The sequence below is a fragment of the Actinophytocola sp. NPDC049390 genome (assembly GCF_044466355.1).
Taxonomy (GTDB): Bacteria; Actinomycetota; Actinomycetes; order Mycobacteriales; family Pseudonocardiaceae; genus Actinophytocola.
The window spans coordinates 233698-250074 of record NZ_JBITMQ010000016.1 but is presented as its reverse complement, the minus strand read 5'-3'; the positions used below and the strand labels follow the sequence as shown (position 1 = coordinate 250074).

The following is a 16377-nucleotide window of genomic DNA, read 5'->3' as shown; positions in this document are numbered from 1 at the left end:
GATGTCTTTCCGTGCGCGAAGAGTCTTGACTCCATGAGCCTGCCGCCTTATGCCTCACCCCATATGGCGCCAGAGCGGATCCGATGTGGAGCATTTCATCGCGGTGGAGTGCGCTCAGCCGGCCGAAGATCTGCTGGCCGCGGTCGGTCAACTCGATGCGCACCGCCCGCGCATCGGCTGGATGCGGCTCCCGGCGATCAGATAGCGCCGGATGCCGAACCGGAAGCGCGCGAGGGCCTCGGCCGGTCATCACCCAGTACGAGCGTGGTGTCGTATTCCGGTTCGGGCGGGTGCGCGAGGCGGTCCGCGGCCCGGGCTGACGGTGGTCCCCGTTGTCGACCGGCTGCGTACGACCTCCTGTCCAACCGGGAAAGCTCAACCAGGGCCTGGAACTCATGCTCGACAACCCCGCACTGGACTGGGGAGTGCATGTCGACCGTGTCGAGATCAAGGACGTCGTCCTGCCCGAGGCGATGAACCGGTCCATGTCCCGCCAGGCGGAAGCCGAACGCGAACGGCGCGCCCGCATCATCACCGCGGACGGCGAACCACAGGCCTCCGCCAAGCTCGCCGAGGCCGCCGAGACGATGACCGAACCCCCGGCCGCGCTGCAGTTACGCCTGCTGCAAACAGTTGTCGAAGTGGCCGCCGAGAAGAACTCGACGCTCGTGTTGCCTTTCCTGTGGAGTCGCTCCGTTCCCGGAACACGCGACTCCACCCGACCCTGGCCGGACGCCGCCGACCAACGGCCGTCGGGCTTCCCGGATTGAGCGATTGACGACAAGCAACTCGAACGCGGACCTGGCCGAGAACGGGACACGCGCCTCCAACGTGGTGGGGTGGGCTGGCTCCTCGAACAGCCTCGATCGGATAGCCCAGGACAGCAACCGCCCGGTCCTCGTCGTCCCCGACGCCGCCCGCGAAGCGCAGGCAGTTGGATTCGCTGCGGTGGGTGGAGTTACAGCCGGGGAGGTGCCGTCCCCGAAGGCTCCAGGAGGCGGTTCTCTCACCGGTCGAGCCCTGTTGATCAGAGGGGTCGTGGTGTGGGCTTCTGGAAGTGCGGTAGTGGTGACAAACCGTGCAGCCGATGACTCGATTGAGGTGGCCGAGCGGGTGTTGATCTCGACGACACAGCTGGTGGATCGGGTGGCTCCTCCGGGCATAATCGCCGACATGAACGAGAGCACCTTGTCGGCTGTTGATGCCGTCCGGAGCTATGTTGTGGCGCTTCGTGAGGTCCGGAGTCGGCTGTTCGCCGATCTCCCCGGCATGACCGGTGTGCAGGACTTCATGTTCGCTGTGCGCTCGCAGCGGACGATGGCCCGCGAGGGTCGGACGGACAGCGGCATCGAGTACTCGGTTCATGGCGTGGGATGTCGTATGACCGATGAGGACGGTCGTGAGGTGGATGTCGACCTGATTCCCGCCCCTGACACGACCATGGGGGTGGAAGCCTTCGACGCCTGGCGAATCAAACTCTTTCTCTCCAACAGCGGATACCACCCTCCGACAAACGAGGAACTCAACGCCGCGTGCGAGCAGCTCGCTGCCTGCGGCGAACTGCGGGTGGTTGAACAGGGTCGATGGTTCGCGCTGCCGCCATCCAGCTGACGGTTTAGCATCGCAAATCACCCGTGTCGGACACGTGCCTTCTCAGCGGCGTGACAGTGGCGGGCGAGCTGGAAGCCTGTTCCCGTAGGGCCTTGTTCTCCAGCGTGAGCTCGTTGATCACCTGGGCGTAGGTGCGGACGAGTTCTTCGAGACCTGTGCAGTGCTTCTTGAGTGCCAGGTGGTCGCGTTGCAGCTGGGAGAAGGGGTCGTGGTTGTCGCGGAACTCGGCTGCGGTTCGGCGTGCATGGAGGGCCAGTTGTTGGAAGTGGTCGCGTAGGTCGGGGTGTTTCTGCGCGACGATCCAGTATTTGACGTCGGCTTTGCTGGCCACCGCGATCTGTGGGGAAGCGAACACGGCTGACAGTCCCGCTCCGGCTGCGATGCCCACGGCCACTCCGCGGGCGCCGAGCCTGTCGTGAACGACGTCGCGCGCCGTCAGGCTCGTGCCCGCGAACACCGAGCCCGCCGGTACGACCAGTCCGCCAAGGACAAGCGGCGGCCAGTGCACGGAGGCGATGTTCGCGGCGACGACCGAGCGCAGATATCCAATCATCGCCGCCGCGGCCGTGATGTGTTCGCGGTGCTCATGCCGCACGCTCGGGGGTGTCCGTGCTCGACAGCGGTGACCGGCTCCCCGGACCGACACGACCACGGCGAGCATCCGTCGGGGTCGCCGTCCTCGTCCATGCTGTTCGTGGCGGATGGCGCGACCGAACTCGACCTCCTCTGCCCAGCCGTCCGGATCGTTGTCGCGCGCCCAGCGCCAGCCCGCGTTGCCGTGGAACGGGCAAGTTATTGCGAATATCCGGTAACGATCCCAGTGACACAGTGCGTCATCTGGCCAGCTGAGCTTGGTTGTTGACCGGTTGAGTGCCTCGTCTTGGCCGGAGGCCTTTGGTTGGCTGGTGGCCTCGGAACTACTGTGGCTGAGGTGACTTCTGAGCTGTTGCGCCGTGCCATGACAGATCCCGGTGATCTGGCTCTGCGGGCGTTGCCGGCCCGGGCCGAGGTTCTGCTTGAGGGGTTGCAAGCCTCGCCTCGGTTGGTCGCGCATCTGCGCGTGGTTCACGACGTGGCCTGTCGGTTGGCGGAGTGGGTCCAGCGGCACTATCCCGAGGTGGACTTTGATCGGGAGGCGGTGGTGTTTGGCGCGGCCATTCACGACATCGGGAAGGTCGAGCATCTCGGCGAGTTGTCCGGGCCTGGTTCGGTCCATGAGCAAGCCGGTTATGAGCTGTTGTTGGACCGTGGAGTCGAGGAGGGTTTGGCGCGTTTCGCGCGGACTCACGCGTCGTGGACAGCGGCCGAGGTGGGTGTGGAGGATCTGTTGGTCAGCCTCGCTGACAAGGTGTGGAAGGCCAAGCGCGTCCCAGATCTGGAGCAGCTGGTGACAGAGCGTCTGACGGCTGCAAGCGGTCAGCAGCCTTGGGAGGCGTTCATGGCGCTGGATGACGTGCTTGACCGGATCGCGGCTGACGCCGATCTCAGGCTGGCCTTCCAAGCAAGCTATCCGATCGTGGCGTGACCCGCGATGGCAGATTGAGTCGTCAATCGAGGGCGGCGTGCGGGAAAGCCTCGGAGGTCTGCAGCCAACCAGGACGCTCGGACGTTGCCATCACTTCCGCGGAGGCCGAACTCATCGGCTCCACCCGGTTGGAAGGTGTGCCGCTGGCCGACGCCGCGGCCGAGCGTGATTGGGTGCTCCGTGGGTGCTCCATGGCGGCGCCCGAAGCGCGCCCTCGAGTGAACGTGCCGTCAGCGTCAGACCGCCGGCGGGATCGAACTACAGACCGTCGGCGAGGCCGATGCGGTGACCCGAGGCCTGGTTCCGGCTTCGGTCCACCGGGGCTCGATGTTGGACGTGCTCTTTATGTGGTGAGGAATTTCGTCAGCACGGGCGAGAGCAGTTCCGGTGGCACGACGTGCCCCTGCCTCGCCATGACGTGGAGTTGCCCCTGTGGCAGGGCTTCCGCGAGTTCCCGTGCTGTGTTCACCATCCACGGTGGGCTTTCGGTGCCGGCGAGCACGAGCGCCGGGTTGGTCACCGCGGCGGATTGCTCGGCTGGCGTGCGACCGCCCCGGCTGTCCGCGCTCATGACCTCGAACGGGTCGTACAGGAGCGTGGGCGCGTTGGCCACCATGGCCGGGTCGTTCCGAACCTCGGCGATGATCTCCGGTGGCATCCCGGCCGAGGCGAGGAAAAGCTCGACCACGTCGCCGCGACGTCCCTCGGCGAGCAGCAGCCGGTACCTGTCCGCTTCCTCCCGGGCCGCGCCCTCATCCTCGTCCGGGTCGAACGGCAGCTCGTGCAGCACGATCTTGTCGATCGGCAACCCGAACTCCGCGGCATGGAGTACCAGGCCCGCGCCGGAGGAGTGGCCGTAGACCGAGGCGGATCCCCCGGCGGCCGCGATGATGGCGGCGAGATCCTCGACCTCCCGCTCGACCGAGTACGGCGCGGTGTCACCCGAATCGCCCCGCCCGCGACGGTCATAGGTGAACACGGTGAACCGCGCGGCGAGCGTCTCGGCGAGTGGCTGGTAGGAGGCTCGCCCCTGTAACGCGGCGCTGACGATGACCACCGGCGCCCCGGCTCCCGACCGGTCGTAGGCGATCGTGGTCCCGTCCTGAGACATCGTCTTCATAGTACTGGACGGTACAGTACTCGGTACTGGACAGTCTAGTACCATGGAGTGCATGGACGAGACGAGCCAATCGGCCCGCAAACACCAGGCGATCCTGGACGCGGCGCGGTCTGTGTTCCTGCGAAAGGGATACGGCGGGGCCAGCATGGACGAGGTGGCGGCGCAGGCCGCCGTGTCGAAACAGACCGTCTACAAGCACTTCGCGGACAAACGCCGGTTGTTCGAGGCGATCATCACCAACGACATCAGCGCGACCGAATCACTGACCCACGACATGGTCGCCTCACTGTCCGCGACCGACGACCTCGAGCACGACCTCCGCCAGTTTGCCCGCGGACACATCGACGAAGTCACCCAGCCTCACCTGATCCAACTCCGTCGCATCATCATCGCCGAGGCAGACCGTTTCCCCGACCTGGCCAAGAGCTGGTTCGCCAACGGACCCGAGCGCGCACACGCCACCCTGGCGGCGCAGTTCCAGGAACTCGAACGCCGCGGCCTGCTCACGGTGCCCGACCCCGTGCTCGCCGCGCAGCACTTCAACTGGCTGGTTCTCTCCATCCCGCTCAACAAGGCCATGTTCCACCCCGACCACAAAACCCCCCGCCGCGAACTGAACCACTACGCAGACGAAGCCGTGCGGATCTTCCTCGCCGCCTACGCGGCCGAACCCAACACCTGACATCCGGCGGCGGTACGGGAAAGACGTCGAACCACGCACCCCACAGCCCCAACGGCATGCCCAGTCCTCGGCCAACCTTCGACCGAAGCTGGTCGGAGGTCCTCCTGGACCTTGACAACAACACGCGGGTCGCGGCTCCTGCTGCAGCATGTCACCGAGAACCGGTTCGAACTGCGGCAACTATCACCGCTCCGAACAGACGTACGCTGACCTGCCAGAGTCACGTTTACTCAGGTCAGCGCACCTGGCAACTCCCCGTGAGCCGCCCGTTCAGCCGCGGGTCTTGGAGCGCCGCGACCGTTCGTCGTAGTCCCGTTTGCGTTGCGGGTAGCCGGTCCGGAAGACCTCGTAGACGGGAACCCCGCACTGGTTGCCGAACCGGATCGCGCCTTCGAGGCTGCCGATCTTGCGCCGGGTCCACTCACCGTCGCCCGCGATGAGCATGACGGTGGCGACGATCGTCGCCGTCCCCGGTTCGTAGTAGGCCTCGACGCCGGTGCGTTGCAGCGCCCACTGTTCCATGTATTCGAGGTCTTCATCACGGGCGCGCTGCACGGGCGCCGTCGGGCCCATCACCGGGTGCCCTCGTCGGCGCAACCGCCGGAACGCCCGGAACACCACGATCACGACCACGGCACCGAGAACCAGGACGAGCACGAACTCCACGGTCCAGATATCGGTTTCCGGTGTGGTGGTCGCGGCGGTGGCGTCGAGCCAGTCGTGCAACGTGGAGACGTTGGTGGCCAGGCCCTTCAGCGCGGAACTGTCGCCGGTGGTCCCCGAGCCGCTGAGAGTGCCGATCAGTTGCCAACGGCCTTCGTTCTGGAAGATGACCGGACCACCGGAGTCGCCTTTGGCCGCGCGCTGCCCCGGGTCGTCCTCCGGCCACGTCAGCAGTTCGTTGCCGGAGGACGTGCTCGCGGGCGCGGCCAGGCGCAAGGGCAACTGCTTGAGCGTCGTGGCGAGCGCGCAGTCCCTGGCCTCGCAGACCTGGCCCCAGCCGACCAGGATCGCCTCCTGCCCGCTGCGCGGCGTCATCCGCGCCGCGACCTGGATCGGCGCCTTGTCCGACGCCCGGTCCAGCTCGATCAGGCCGACGTCGAGACCCGCAGGGCCCTTGACCAACCGGTTGGCCCGGCGGGATTCGCCCTCGTAGCGCACAGTCGAGCCGATGAACAGCCGGAAATCGTCAGCCGGGCGCAGCGGGTTGTCCAGCCCCAGGTCGCTCTCGGCCTGGTCAGGCCGGTCGGTGACGATGCAGTGCCCGGCGGTCAGCACCCAGCGTGGCGAGATCAGTGCGCCGCTGCACGCCCCACGGGAGTGCTCGACCACTACCGCCCACGGGTACTCCTGGGCAACCTCCTGACCGCCGACGATCGCCGACGCCGTCGCGGGGAAGATCCCACTGACCACAAGTACCGAGACAAGAGCGGCCAGAGCACTCCTGCCGATTGAACCCCACACGCCCGTCCCCCGCTCCAACCACAACATCCGCACCATGCCAGAGCAGGAACCCGCCGACAAGCACAGGGCGTTCCAAGCCAACACTGGCAGCCTCATCACCGTCGGCACCGCGGGTAGCACCAACCGGCAACAAGGCACGAGCGGTGACCAGCCCTGCGGCTGCCGAGCACCAGGTCCTCAAGGAGCATGTGGGAGCGGGTCTTGGGAGCAGATTGGGAGCCGAGTACGCCATCGAACGGCGGTGAGCCGCGCTCAACCGCTCCGAACAGACCTACGCTGAGTCGGCAACCGAGAGCTCGCCGGCGACGCTGGTGGCTCCCTGCAAGGATGGTGGCCATGGCGAGCTTCCACGCGCGGTACGTGTCCGGTGATCCCGACGACGTATGGCGCGACCTGCGCGGTCTTGGCCTACGGGTCTTCGACGCCCCGTACCGCGAGGACGCCGAGGCGGTGGCGCGCGAGTTCGCCGACCGTGCCCGCAGGAACGTCGAGACGCTCGTTGAGCGGCTGCAGGCGCGGGGCTTCCGTGCGGAGGAGAACGACGACGAGGGGACGCCGTGTCGCGCCCACGTTCCCCCGTCGCCGGGCGCGCCCGCGCTGGCCGACTGGCTGGAGGTGACGTTCGCGCCGTTCCCGATGACGATCAGCGCGTGGATCCGGCAGGTGGGCGATGTGTGGCTCGTCGGCGACTTGCCAGGTTGGCCGGCCAGCGTGCTCGCGGACCCGTTGGTGGTGCGGTTCGAGTGGGCCGAGCGGGGCGGCTCGCGCTCCTACTACGAGGCCGAGCACGCCGCGTACCTCAGGGACACCGCGCGCCGGGACGCCGGCATCTCGTTCCAGCTCGACTACGCGCCCGACGAGCTCCACAAGGCGAACATCAGCGGCGACGCGCCCTACGGCATCGACGTGCCCGGCCCCGGAATCGACGGGAAGGTGGGGCCCGCGATCTGGTTCGTCGACGATCTCAACACCGCGTTCGCGGCCGGCGGCTTTCCCGGGGCGCTGTGGGACGAGGGCTACCAGGAGCCGCCCGCCGGACTGCGTGAGTCGCTCGCCGCGGGGCTGCTGCGGCTCTGAGGCCGGGCGAGGTGAACGGACAGCGGGGCCCCACGATGTACGTCCGTGCGGGCCCCGCATGTGTTCCGAATGATCTGATATCTGTCAGCCGAGAGTGGCTACCCAGTCCGGGTTGTCCTTGAGCCACTGGGCGACGGCCTCTTCTTCCTTGCCCTCGCCGTACTCGTTGACCACGAGGTCCTCGAGCGTGCCGTACTGCTCGTCGTCGAGCTTCGCCTTCGACATCATCTCAGCGACCTCGGGGTGGTCGTCCTTGAAGCCCTGGCGCGCCAGCTCGTGCAGGCCTTCGGGCTCACCCAGCGCACCCTTGGGGTCCGCCAGGTCCTTCACCGGGAAGGCGTTGTTCGCCCAGAACGGCCGCCACAGGGTGACCACGATGTCCTTCTTGCCGTCGACGGCCTTCTGCAGCTCGGCGAGCATCGAGGTCGTCGACGAGGTGACCAGCTCGTAGTCGCCGTCGAGGCCGTACTTCGGCATCACCGACGTCTTGGTGACCTCGGTGAGGCCCGCGCCCGGCTCGATGCCGATGATCTTACCGTCGAACTTGGCCGCGTTGCCGGTGAGGTCCTCAATGGACTCGATCTGGGTGTACTCGGGCACCGCGAAGGTCAGCTTCGCGTTGTCGTAGTACGCGCCGAGGTCCTCGACCTTGTCGCCGTACTGCTCCATATAGGACTTGTGGGTGACTTCTGGCCACGCGGACGGGTAGACGTCCACGTCGCCCTCGGCAAGGCCGGTGTAGAGCGGTGCGGCCTCGGACAGTTCCTGGATCTCGACCTCGTATCCCTTGCTCTCCAGGATGTTCTTCCACAGGTACGCGGTACTCAGGCCGTCGGTCCACGACGGGATGATCCCGAGTGTGATCTGCTTGTCGTCACTGCCGCCGCCGCTGTCCGAACCGCAGGCCACCAGGCCGAGGCTCACACCGAACGCCACAAGAGCCGCACCGACTCGCTTCACCGTCGTCTTCCTCGTCATTCGTCGTCCTTTCCTTGTGCGGGCATGCGCGGAAACGGCACCGACTTCGTGCGTCCGCCTGGTCTGACAGTCAGTTGGCCCCGGCCGGGACGGTCCCCTGGTCCGCGGCGGCCGGCGCGCCGGCCCCGGCGGGCCGGGTGAGCTTCGTGCGCAGGCGGCGGAACAGGCCACGCCGTCCGCCGGGCTGCCCGGCGGACGCGGTGACGCGGTCGAGGAAGATCGCGAGGATCACCACGGAGATCCCGGCCTCGAAGCCGAGCCCGATGTCCAGTCGCGAGATCGACGTGGTCACCTCGCTGCCGAGCCCGCCGCCGCCGACGAGCCCGGAGATGACCGCCATCGACAGCGCCAGCATGATCACCTGGTTCACACCGGCCATCACGGTCGGCAAGGCCAACGGCAGCTGGACCTCCCGCAGGATCTGGCGCGGCGTCGCGCCGAACGCGTGCCCGGCCTCGACGACCTCCGCGTCAACCTGGCGGATGCCGAGCTCGGTCAGCCGGACCCCCGGCGGCAGCGCGAAGATGATGGTGGCCACCAACCCGGCCGGCACGCCGATGCTGAACAGCGTGACGACCGGCACGAGCCACACGAAGGCCGGCATCGTCTGCATCAGGTCCATCACCGGGCGGATCACTCTGCTGAACCGGTCGGAGCGGGCCGCGAGGATACCGAGCGGGATCGCGATCACCAGCGCCACGACGGTGGCGACCACGATGAGCGCCAACGTGTCCATCGCGTTTTCCCACTGCTCCATCGAGATGATCAACGTCATCCCGACCAGCGTGCCGACGGCGACCTTCCAGTCCCTGGCAAGCAGCGCGAGCAGTGCGAACACGAACGCCAGCACGAGAGGCGCCGGCGCGTTCAACAGGTCGGCGATCCCGTTCACCGCATCCCGCAACAGGTCGGCGACCTGGTCGAAGAAGGCGTCGAGGTTGTCCTTGACCCAATCGAACGCGTTGTTGATCCACTCCCCGACGGGGATGCGCGGGACCCCGTCGACACGGTCCGCCCACATGTCCTGCAACCCACCGCTCACCACACGCATCACCGGGCTCCCGTCGCATCACCGTCGTGCACCAGTTCGGTGTTCGACGTTGGCGGCGATCCGGTGTCGAGCACGGAGGCGGCGGACTGGGCGACACTCCCGAGCGCGCTGAGCAGCGTGACCCTGGCGATGACGCCGAGCAGCTTCCGGTCGGCGTCGACGACGGCGATGGGGGTGGCGCTGTTCGCAGAGGCGGCGAACAAGTCGGCGACCGCGACGTCGGGAGCGACCGCGGCAGGCTGCTCCAGCACGTCGGCGAGGTCGTCGCGCCCCGTGGCGACGGCGTCCGCGGCGGCCGACTCGCTCACCACGCCCTGCAACCGGTGCGTACGGTCGACCACCATGACACCGTTGAGCTGGTTCTCACGCATCAGCTTGTGCGCCGCGCGCGGGCCCTGACCGGCACCGAGCACGGCGACCGGGTTCTCCATCACAGATGCCGCGGTGAGAATGCGGGTGCGGTCGACGTCCTGGACGAACTGGGCGACGTAGTCGTTGGCCGGGTCGTTGAGGATCTCCTCCGCGGTGCCCTGCTGCACGATCCGGCCGTCGCGCATCATCGCGATGCGGTCACCGAGGCGCATCGCCTCGTTGAGGTCGTGGGTGATGAACAGGATGGTCTTGCCGAGCTCATGCTGCAGCCTGATGAGCTGGTCCTGCATCTCGCGCCGGATCAGTGGGTCCAGCGCGCTGAACGCCTCGTCCATCAGCATGATGTCGGTCTCCGCGGCGAGCGCGCGGGCGAGCCCGACCCGCTGCCGCATCCCGCCCGAGAGCTCGCCGGGATACGAGCCGCCCCAGCCGCCGAGCCCGACCAGACTGAGCGCCTCCTCTGCCCGCCGTTCACGGTCCGCGCGGTTGAGGCCGCGGATCTTGAGGCCGTAGGCGGCGTTCTCGCCGACCGTGCGGTGCGGCAGCAGCGCGAAGTGCTGGAACACCATGCTGATCCGCTCACGCCGGACGCGCCGCAGCCCGCGTCCCTCCAGCTGCGTGATGTCCTCGCCGTCGATGAGCACCGCACCGGAGGTGGGCTCGAGCAGCCCGTTGACCATGCGGATCAGGGTGGACTTGCCGGACCCCGACAGTCCCATCACGACGTAGATCTGGCCGGGATCAATCGAGAAGGACGCGTCGATGACCGCCGCGGTCAGACCGTCCGCACGCAGTTCGTCCCGATCGGCACCCCCTCGCAGTCGTGTTACCCCGCGTTGCGGACGACGGCCGAAGACCTTGTAGATCTCGGCCAACTCGATCAATGACGACACAAGCAGAAAGACCTCTCGATGGGTTGACGCCGCCCCTGACACCGACGTCCTCAGCTGCGGGCCGCACCGCCATGGAGGCACGTGCACGCGCCCCGCAACCTAACAAGTCCGTCGCACGTCAGCGGACCACCCGGACGTGTGACGCGGACGATCACGGCCCGCGGCGGCGCGATGCCACTCCGCGTCATCGGGGCATCGCGCTGAGTAATGGTGGCCGTGCCTGCGCCCGACGCGGTCATCCACACCACGAAACAAGCCACATGCTGGGACATCGCCGGTTCACGGCGGACAATTCCGAACCGTTCCATACGGCCTCGAGAAGCTTGATCACGGATCAGAAACGATTCGATCGCCGCACGCGGCAACCGAACTCACCGAGCCATATCGTCAGCGAATCGCAAGATTGTCCACTGTGGATCAGTGGTACACGGTAGTGGTCGCGTCTCGACGGCTCGGTGGTCTTCGTTGTGCGCAACACGAATGCCGCGCCACGGCGGCGCCCGCTGCTCGCACAGGATCGCAAGGTTCTCGCCAGGTTCGACCATCCACGTGCGTGGGATGATGCGCGGCACGGCACTCCCGCGAGCATCGGGTCTGATGTCGCCGGTGAGCATGAGTCCCGGTTCCGTATCCTTCCGGGGCTCATCAAGGGGTCCGGCCGGAGATCGTCTCGTCCTGCGGCCGGGCCCCGCACGGCCAGCTGTTTGGCTCGGGTACATGGTCGCGCCGGCAGCAGGAACCGCAGCCACGCAGACAAGGGCATCACTACCGCAGCACGCCAGTTCCAGCCGGCACCGGGCGTTCCGACGGTGCAGTGTGCCCCCTCGTGACCCGAGGCAGCACCGGAAACCAGGCGGCCGGCGCCCTCACCTGGTGAGAGCGCCGGCCGCGTCAGGTGATCAGCGTTGCAGTGTCAGCAGGCCCGGCCGGTAGGGCAGGAGACCGTAGTCCCCGCCGGAGTTGGGGCTGCGGCCCTGGTAGAGGAACTGCAGGTTGCACGGGTCGATGGTCTTGGTCTGGTCCGGGTTGCTGCGGATCAGGTCGCCGTGGCTGATGTCGTTGGTCCAGGTGGCACCGCTGTTGGCCTTGCCCGCGAACGGGTTGCTCTCGCTGGCGGCCTGCGGTGTCCACGAACCGTTGAGGCTGCTGGAGGTGAACGAGCGGAAGTAGCGCCCGTTGGCCCCGATCGCCTCGACGATCATCAGGTACTGGTTCTGGCCCTGGACCTTGTAGACCTCGACCGCTTCGAACAGGTTGTTCGTCGTGTCGCTCATGATCGTCGTGTAGGACGACCCGAAGCTCCCGGGGAAGTTCCCGAGGGGCATGCTCTGGCGGTAGATCTTGCCGTTGTCACCGGCGAAGAACAGGTACATGTTCGTACCGTCGCCTATGAGGGTCTGGTCGATGGGACCCGTGCCGGAGCCGGTGATGCTCGCGGTCGAGAGCGTCCGCGGCGACGACCAGCCATTGGGGTTGGTGGGGTCGCTCGACGTCCGGTACGTGAAAGCGGTCCCACCCCACTGGTAGGCGAGCACCCAGATGCTCTTCGGCGCGAAGTACAACAGCGTGGGTGCGACGGTGCCGGAGTTCATCGCGTTCTGGCCGGCCGAGGCCATGTCGGACCAGTTCGTGAAGGTGGTGAAGTTCATCGACCCCCAACTGGTCCCGGTGTCGTGTGTGGTCGCGTAGACCAGGTGCTTGCCGTTGTAGGGGACGTACGTGAAGTCCTTGAGGGAGACCCAGCCCTGCCTCGGGTTCGCCAGCACCCCCGACGAGGACCAGCGGTAGGTCGACGGAAGCGAGCACCCGCCCGGGTTGTCGCCGCCCATGCGAACGAGCTGCCACTGCTGGTTGGCGCCACCCCAGTCGCTGTACTGCACGACGGGGGCGCCGTCCGCTGTGGACGCGCCCTGGACCTCGACTGCCTTGCCGGAGTGGCGGTTGATCAACCGGACGTAGCCGCCGTCGGAGTCGGCGAGCCGGAACTGCTGGTTGGCCCCGTTGAGGTCCGGCCACTGCTGGAGCCGCCCGCCGTCGGCGGTCGACCAGTTGGCGACATCGAGGACCTTGCCGGAGTTCTTCGACTTCAGCCGGTAGTAGCCGCCGCCGGAGTCCACGAACTGCCACTGCTGGTTGGCCCCGTCGTGCCGAGCCCACTGGTGGATCACCGCTCCGTCGGCGGTGGAAACGCCGGAGACGTCTATCGCCTTGCCACTGTTGCGGTTGACCAGCACGTACCACGCGCTCGTGTCGACGGTCGCCGCCGACGCCGCGGTGGGGTTGAGCGCGACCGCCGCGCTGGCCGCGAGGACGGTCGCGAGCAGGGCGATCAGCGCACGTACCCCACCTCCGCGCCGGACGTGACCAGCACGGTGCGGCCGCACGGTCGGTGGGGCCTGGCCCATCGAATTCATGGTGGTTCTCCTTACGGTTGCTACGGTGTGGTGAGGTCGAACCGGCGGACGGTCACCGCGCCGCCGAGGGACTGCGTCGCGTGGTTGAAGATCCCGAAGCGGTAGCCCATGAAGAACTGCCAGGTGTTGTTCAACGTCAACGCGTTGCCGAGGGCGGTGAAGGTGGTGCCGTCGGTGCTGTAGGAGAACCGGGCCTGCCTGCCCGACCCCGGCCGGATGTCGGCGTTGGCGCGCAACCAGATCCGGCCGCCGCTCACCGCGGCGCTCGCGATCTCCGTCCCGGTGCTGGTCGTGTTCCAGCTGCCGTCCATGGACAGCCCGTTCGTCATGACGACGCGGGTGACGCCGTTGTCCCGCCTGACGCCGATCCACGCGGAGGCCTGGCGCAGCATCGCGAGGCCGGCCCGGTCCCCGTCGCGCATCGCGCTGTAGTCCAGCTCGATGGTCGCGGTCGACGTCGGCCCCTGGATGCGGTGGGTGAGGGTGTTGCGTGCCGCGTAGAGGTCGTTCGTGACGGTCGCGGTCTGCAGGGTCAGCCCGTTGTTCACCGAGTAGCGGCTGGTGTCGGGGTCGTGGTTCCACTCGTACTGCGGACCGAGGGTGTTGCCGGCGAAGGTGTCCGAGCCGATGAGTGGTTTCACCGGACGGGCCGGCAGCGGCGACGGGTAGTTCAGCCCCCACCGGCCGTTGACGGTCTGCAGCACCGGCCACCCGTCGGAGGTCCAGGTGATCGGCGCGAGCGCCGGTACCCGGCCACCGGGGTAGGCGTCGACGAAGGCCATGTAATACCAGGAACCGTTCGGCAGCTGGACGAGCCCACCCTGGTGCGGGACCCCACCGCCGCTGATGGGGCCGGGCAGGTCGAGCAGGACCTGGCGCACGGTGTACGGGCCGAACGGGCCGTTGTCGGACTTGAGCACGTACTGCCCGTTGGCCGGGCGGGTCAGCCAGATGTAGTAGCTGTTGCCCCGCTTGTAGAACCGGGCCCCTTCCAGCGTGCCGATGTTCGACGGCGTCTGGAACACCTGCTGCGCGCGAACCTGGCTGCGACCGTCCGCGGACAGCTGCGCCACGCTGATCGTGGTGTTGCCGTAGGCGACGTACATCGTGTCGTTGTCGTCGATCAGCATGCCCGCGTCGTAGTAGCAGTTGTCGATCTGGGCGTGGCGCTGCCACGGCCCCGCCACACCGGACGCGGTGTAGATGAAGGTGTCGTTGAACTCGATGCAACCCGCCCAGTAGTACGTCCGGTTGCTCGGCCGGTACGCCAGCGTGGACGCCCAGATGCCCTTGACGTAGGCCCGCTGCCCGCTCGTGAGGTCGTACTTCGTGCCGAAGTCCAGCGACGGCACCGCATGCCCCGCGAACTCCCAGTTCACCAGGTCGTAGGACCGCAGGATCGGCGCACCGGGCGAATAGTGCATCGTCGACGCCGTCATGTAGTACACCTCGCCGACCCTGATCACCTCGACGTCGGCGAAGTCCTGCCACACCACGGGGTTGGTGAACTGGTCGGCGGGCTGCTGGCCGCCGTCGACGCGTGCGAGCTGCCACTGCTGGTTCGCGCCACCCCAGTCGGCGTACTGCACGACGTTCGCACCGTCCGATGTGGACGCGTTCTGCACCTCCACGGCCTTGCCGCTGTTGCGGTTGATGAGCCGGACGAAGCCGCTGTCGGAGTCGGCGAGCCGGAACTGCTGGTTGGTCCCGTTCCAGTCGGCCCACTGCACGATCGCGCCGCCGTCCGCGGTCGAGAAGTCGCGGACGTCGAGGACCTTGCCGGAATGGCGGGACCTGAGCCGGTAGTAGCCGTCGCCGGAGTCCACGAACTGCCACTGCTGGTTCGCGCCGTCGTTGCGGGCCCACTGCGTGATCCGCGCGCCGTCGTTCGTGGCGAGGCCGTAGACGTCCAAAACCTTGCCACTGTTGCGGTTCACCAGCACGTACCACGCGCTCGTGTCCACAGTGGCCGCCGCGCTCGGCGTCGGGTTGACGGCCATGACGACACTGCTCACCAGGAGCGCCACCAGCAGTGTCACCATGCCGGTCAGCCGACCGGACCTGCGTGTCGGGAAGACCATGACCAGCGCGCTCCTCACTTCGATGTGACGAGGGTGTTAGCGCAAACACACACTGCCGACGTCGATCGACGCCGCTACCGTCTGGGTGAACTCAAGCTCAGGGCGTTAACTCGCAGTTCACATGAAAGCACCGCGCGTACGCTCCGGTCAACGGGGCGGAGCAAGAATGTTAGCGCTAACGCTCTTGGGGCGCTCCACCGAAGAGGCGGCGCTGAATCTCGCGCCGGTAGTCCTCGAGGGTGTTGTCCAGGTGCACGCCGGCGACCGCGGCCGCCTCGTCCGGCTTCCCGTCACGGATCGCCCGGTGGATCGCCGCGTGCTCCGCGACCGCCTCCGCCACGTGCCCACCCGCGGAGCCGTGCAGGCCGATGGTGCTGGACTGGCGCTGCAGGCGGCGTGCCTCACGTACCGACGCGACCAGGAACTGGTTGTGCGACGCGGCGGCGACCGCGAGGTGGAAGTCGTCGTCACCACGGTCGAACAACGCCATCTCGCCCGTCTCGTACCCCAGCCCGCACAACTCGACCGCCGCCTCGATGGCGCGCAGCTCGGCCGGGGTCGCGTTGGTCGCGGCAAGCCTGCTCGCGGCGGTCTCCTGGACACGGCGGAACTCGAACAGCATGTAGACGTGGTCGAGGTCGGCGGGCAGGAAGAACCCGCCCCAGCGCGCGGAACCCAGCACCCCCTCGTCGTCGGCGACGAACCGGCCACGCCCCCTGTGCGCCCTGACCCACCCGATCGCGGAAAGGATCTTGACCGCCTCGCGGACCATGCCCCGGCTGGTCTCCAGCCGCACGGCCAGGTCCTTCTCGGTGGACATCCGGTCACCCGGCCGGAGCCCCGACTCGGCGATGATTTCCAGGATCCGCTCGGCGACCAGCTCGTACCCGGGCCGGTACGGCGAATCGGACTGGATCTCCACGGAGAAATGTTACCGGAGCACATGATCAGCACGGATGAGTCGGACTCATCCGCCGATGACTCTTGACGACCACCGACAAGAGAAGGCTATGGTGTGATGCGGGCAACACCCGCCGTCCCCACTGAGTCCGAAACATTTCGGTCCGTCGGACGGTCGCGGCCCTTCCTCTCGATTACCGGCCCGCGGC

The 16377-nt window shown here is 67.4% G+C and carries 13 protein-coding genes and 1 pseudogene; 5 read left to right on the top strand and 9 right to left on the bottom strand.

Going from position 1 to position 16377, the window contains the following annotated elements; genetic code table 11:
* Nucleotides 1-351: 351 nt before the first annotated feature.
* Both ACIBVP_RS36955 and ACIBVP_RS36950 read left to right on the top strand, forming a co-directional pair.
* Nucleotides 352-680, top strand: a pseudogene (locus ACIBVP_RS36955) (SPFH domain-containing protein); the annotation flags it as partial.
* A 94-nt stretch (nucleotides 681-774) separates the two neighbouring features.
* Entirely contained in the window at nucleotides 775-1611 is an 837-nt protein-coding gene (locus ACIBVP_RS36950; RefSeq protein WP_396111122.1) for a DUF6896 domain-containing protein, read from the top strand.
* Nucleotides 1612-1615: 4 nt separating this feature from the next.
* Here the strand turns inward: ACIBVP_RS36950 and ACIBVP_RS36945 are convergent, their stop codons facing one another.
* A complete protein-coding gene (locus tag ACIBVP_RS36945; RefSeq protein ID WP_396111121.1) occupies nucleotides 1616-2206 on the bottom strand; it encodes a hypothetical protein in 591 nt (196 codons plus the stop codon).
* Nucleotides 2207-2542: 336 nt separating this feature from the next.
* Here ACIBVP_RS36945 and ACIBVP_RS36940 point away from each other — a divergent pair, with 336 nt between their 5' ends.
* Nucleotides 2543-3136: an HD domain-containing protein gene (locus ACIBVP_RS36940; protein WP_396111120.1), complete on the top strand. Its 594-nt coding sequence runs from the start codon at nucleotides 2543-2545 to the stop codon at nucleotides 3134-3136.
* A 343-nt stretch (nucleotides 3137-3479) separates the two neighbouring features.
* On the opposite strand, the gene ACIBVP_RS36935 is transcribed toward ACIBVP_RS36940, so the two are convergent.
* Complete coding sequence (locus tag ACIBVP_RS36935; protein ID WP_396111119.1) at nucleotides 3480-4247, bottom strand: alpha/beta fold hydrolase; 768 nt, start codon at nucleotides 4245-4247, stop codon at nucleotides 3480-3482.
* 61 nt (nucleotides 4248-4308) lie between these two features.
* Here ACIBVP_RS36935 and ACIBVP_RS36930 point away from each other — a divergent pair, with 61 nt between their 5' ends.
* The gene (locus ACIBVP_RS36930; RefSeq protein WP_396111118.1) at nucleotides 4309-4938 is read left to right on the top strand and encodes a TetR/AcrR family transcriptional regulator; all 630 of its coding nucleotides are present in this window, start codon (nucleotides 4309-4311) and stop codon (nucleotides 4936-4938) included.
* A 270-nt stretch (nucleotides 4939-5208) separates the two neighbouring features.
* Here the strand turns inward: ACIBVP_RS36930 and ACIBVP_RS36925 are convergent, their stop codons facing one another.
* A complete protein-coding gene (locus ACIBVP_RS36925) occupies nucleotides 5209-6351 on the bottom strand; it encodes a S1 family peptidase (protein ID WP_396111117.1) in 1143 nt (380 codons plus the stop codon).
* Between the two features lie 387 nt (nucleotides 6352-6738).
* Here ACIBVP_RS36925 and ACIBVP_RS36920 point away from each other — a divergent pair, with 387 nt between their 5' ends.
* The gene (locus ACIBVP_RS36920; protein WP_396111116.1) at nucleotides 6739-7479 is read left to right on the top strand and encodes a hypothetical protein; all 741 of its coding nucleotides are present in this window, start codon (nucleotides 6739-6741) and stop codon (nucleotides 7477-7479) included.
* 84 nt (nucleotides 7480-7563) lie between these two features.
* On the opposite strand, the gene ACIBVP_RS36915 is transcribed toward ACIBVP_RS36920, so the two are convergent.
* The 6 genes from ACIBVP_RS36915 to ACIBVP_RS36890 all read right to left on the bottom strand — a co-directional run bounded on the left by ACIBVP_RS36915 (nucleotide 7564) and on the right by ACIBVP_RS36890 (nucleotide 16190).
* A complete protein-coding gene (locus ACIBVP_RS36915) occupies nucleotides 7564-8457 on the bottom strand; it encodes a glycine betaine ABC transporter substrate-binding protein (RefSeq protein ID WP_396111115.1) in 894 nt (297 codons plus the stop codon).
* 70 nt (nucleotides 8458-8527) lie between these two features.
* A complete protein-coding gene (locus tag ACIBVP_RS36910; RefSeq protein ID WP_396111114.1) occupies nucleotides 8528-9508 on the bottom strand; it encodes an ABC transporter permease in 981 nt (326 codons plus the stop codon).
* Nucleotides 9508-10773: a glycine betaine/L-proline ABC transporter ATP-binding protein gene (locus tag ACIBVP_RS36905; protein WP_396111113.1), complete on the bottom strand. Its 1266-nt coding sequence runs from the start codon at nucleotides 10771-10773 to the stop codon at nucleotides 9508-9510. Before ACIBVP_RS36905 ends, ACIBVP_RS36910 begins: the two co-directional genes overlap by 1 nt.
* Nucleotides 10774-11672: 899 nt before the next feature.
* Nucleotides 11673-13187, bottom strand: coding sequence for a non-reducing end alpha-L-arabinofuranosidase family hydrolase (locus ACIBVP_RS36900; protein WP_396111112.1), 1515 nt, complete (start codon nucleotides 13185-13187; stop codon nucleotides 11673-11675).
* 20 nt (nucleotides 13188-13207) lie between these two features.
* Nucleotides 13208-15268: an RICIN domain-containing protein gene (locus tag ACIBVP_RS36895; RefSeq protein WP_396111111.1), complete on the bottom strand. Its 2061-nt coding sequence runs from the start codon at nucleotides 15266-15268 to the stop codon at nucleotides 13208-13210.
* A 175-nt stretch (nucleotides 15269-15443) separates the two neighbouring features.
* Entirely contained in the window at nucleotides 15444-16190 is a 747-nt protein-coding gene (locus tag ACIBVP_RS36890; protein ID WP_396111110.1) for a FadR/GntR family transcriptional regulator, read from the bottom strand.
* Between the last annotated feature and the right edge of the window lie 187 nt (nucleotides 16191-16377).

Excerpts from the sequence above, each read along its gene's own strand:
- ACIBVP_RS36935 (WP_396111119.1), bottom strand. The coding sequence starts at position 4,247 with ATGTCTCAGGACGGGACCACGATCGCCTACGACCGGTCGGGAGCCGGG.
- ACIBVP_RS36930 (WP_396111118.1), top strand. The coding sequence starts at position 4,309 with ATGGACGAGACGAGCCAATCGGCCCGCAAACACCAGGCGATCCTGGAC.
- ACIBVP_RS36920 (WP_396111116.1), top strand. The coding sequence starts at position 6,739 with ATGGCGAGCTTCCACGCGCGGTACGTGTCCGGTGATCCCGACGACGTA.
- ACIBVP_RS36900 (WP_396111112.1), bottom strand. The coding sequence starts at position 13,187 with ATGAATTCGATGGGCCAGGCCCCACCGACCGTGCGGCCGCACCGTGCT.
- ACIBVP_RS36895 (WP_396111111.1), bottom strand. The coding sequence starts at position 15,268 with ATGGTCTTCCCGACACGCAGGTCCGGTCGGCTGACCGGCATGGTGACA.
- ACIBVP_RS36915 (WP_396111115.1), bottom strand. The coding sequence starts at position 8,457 with ATGACGAGGAAGACGACGGTGAAGCGAGTCGGTGCGGCTCTTGTGGCG.
- ACIBVP_RS36910 (WP_396111114.1), bottom strand. The coding sequence starts at position 9,508 with ATGCGTGTGGTGAGCGGTGGGTTGCAGGACATGTGGGCGGACCGTGTC.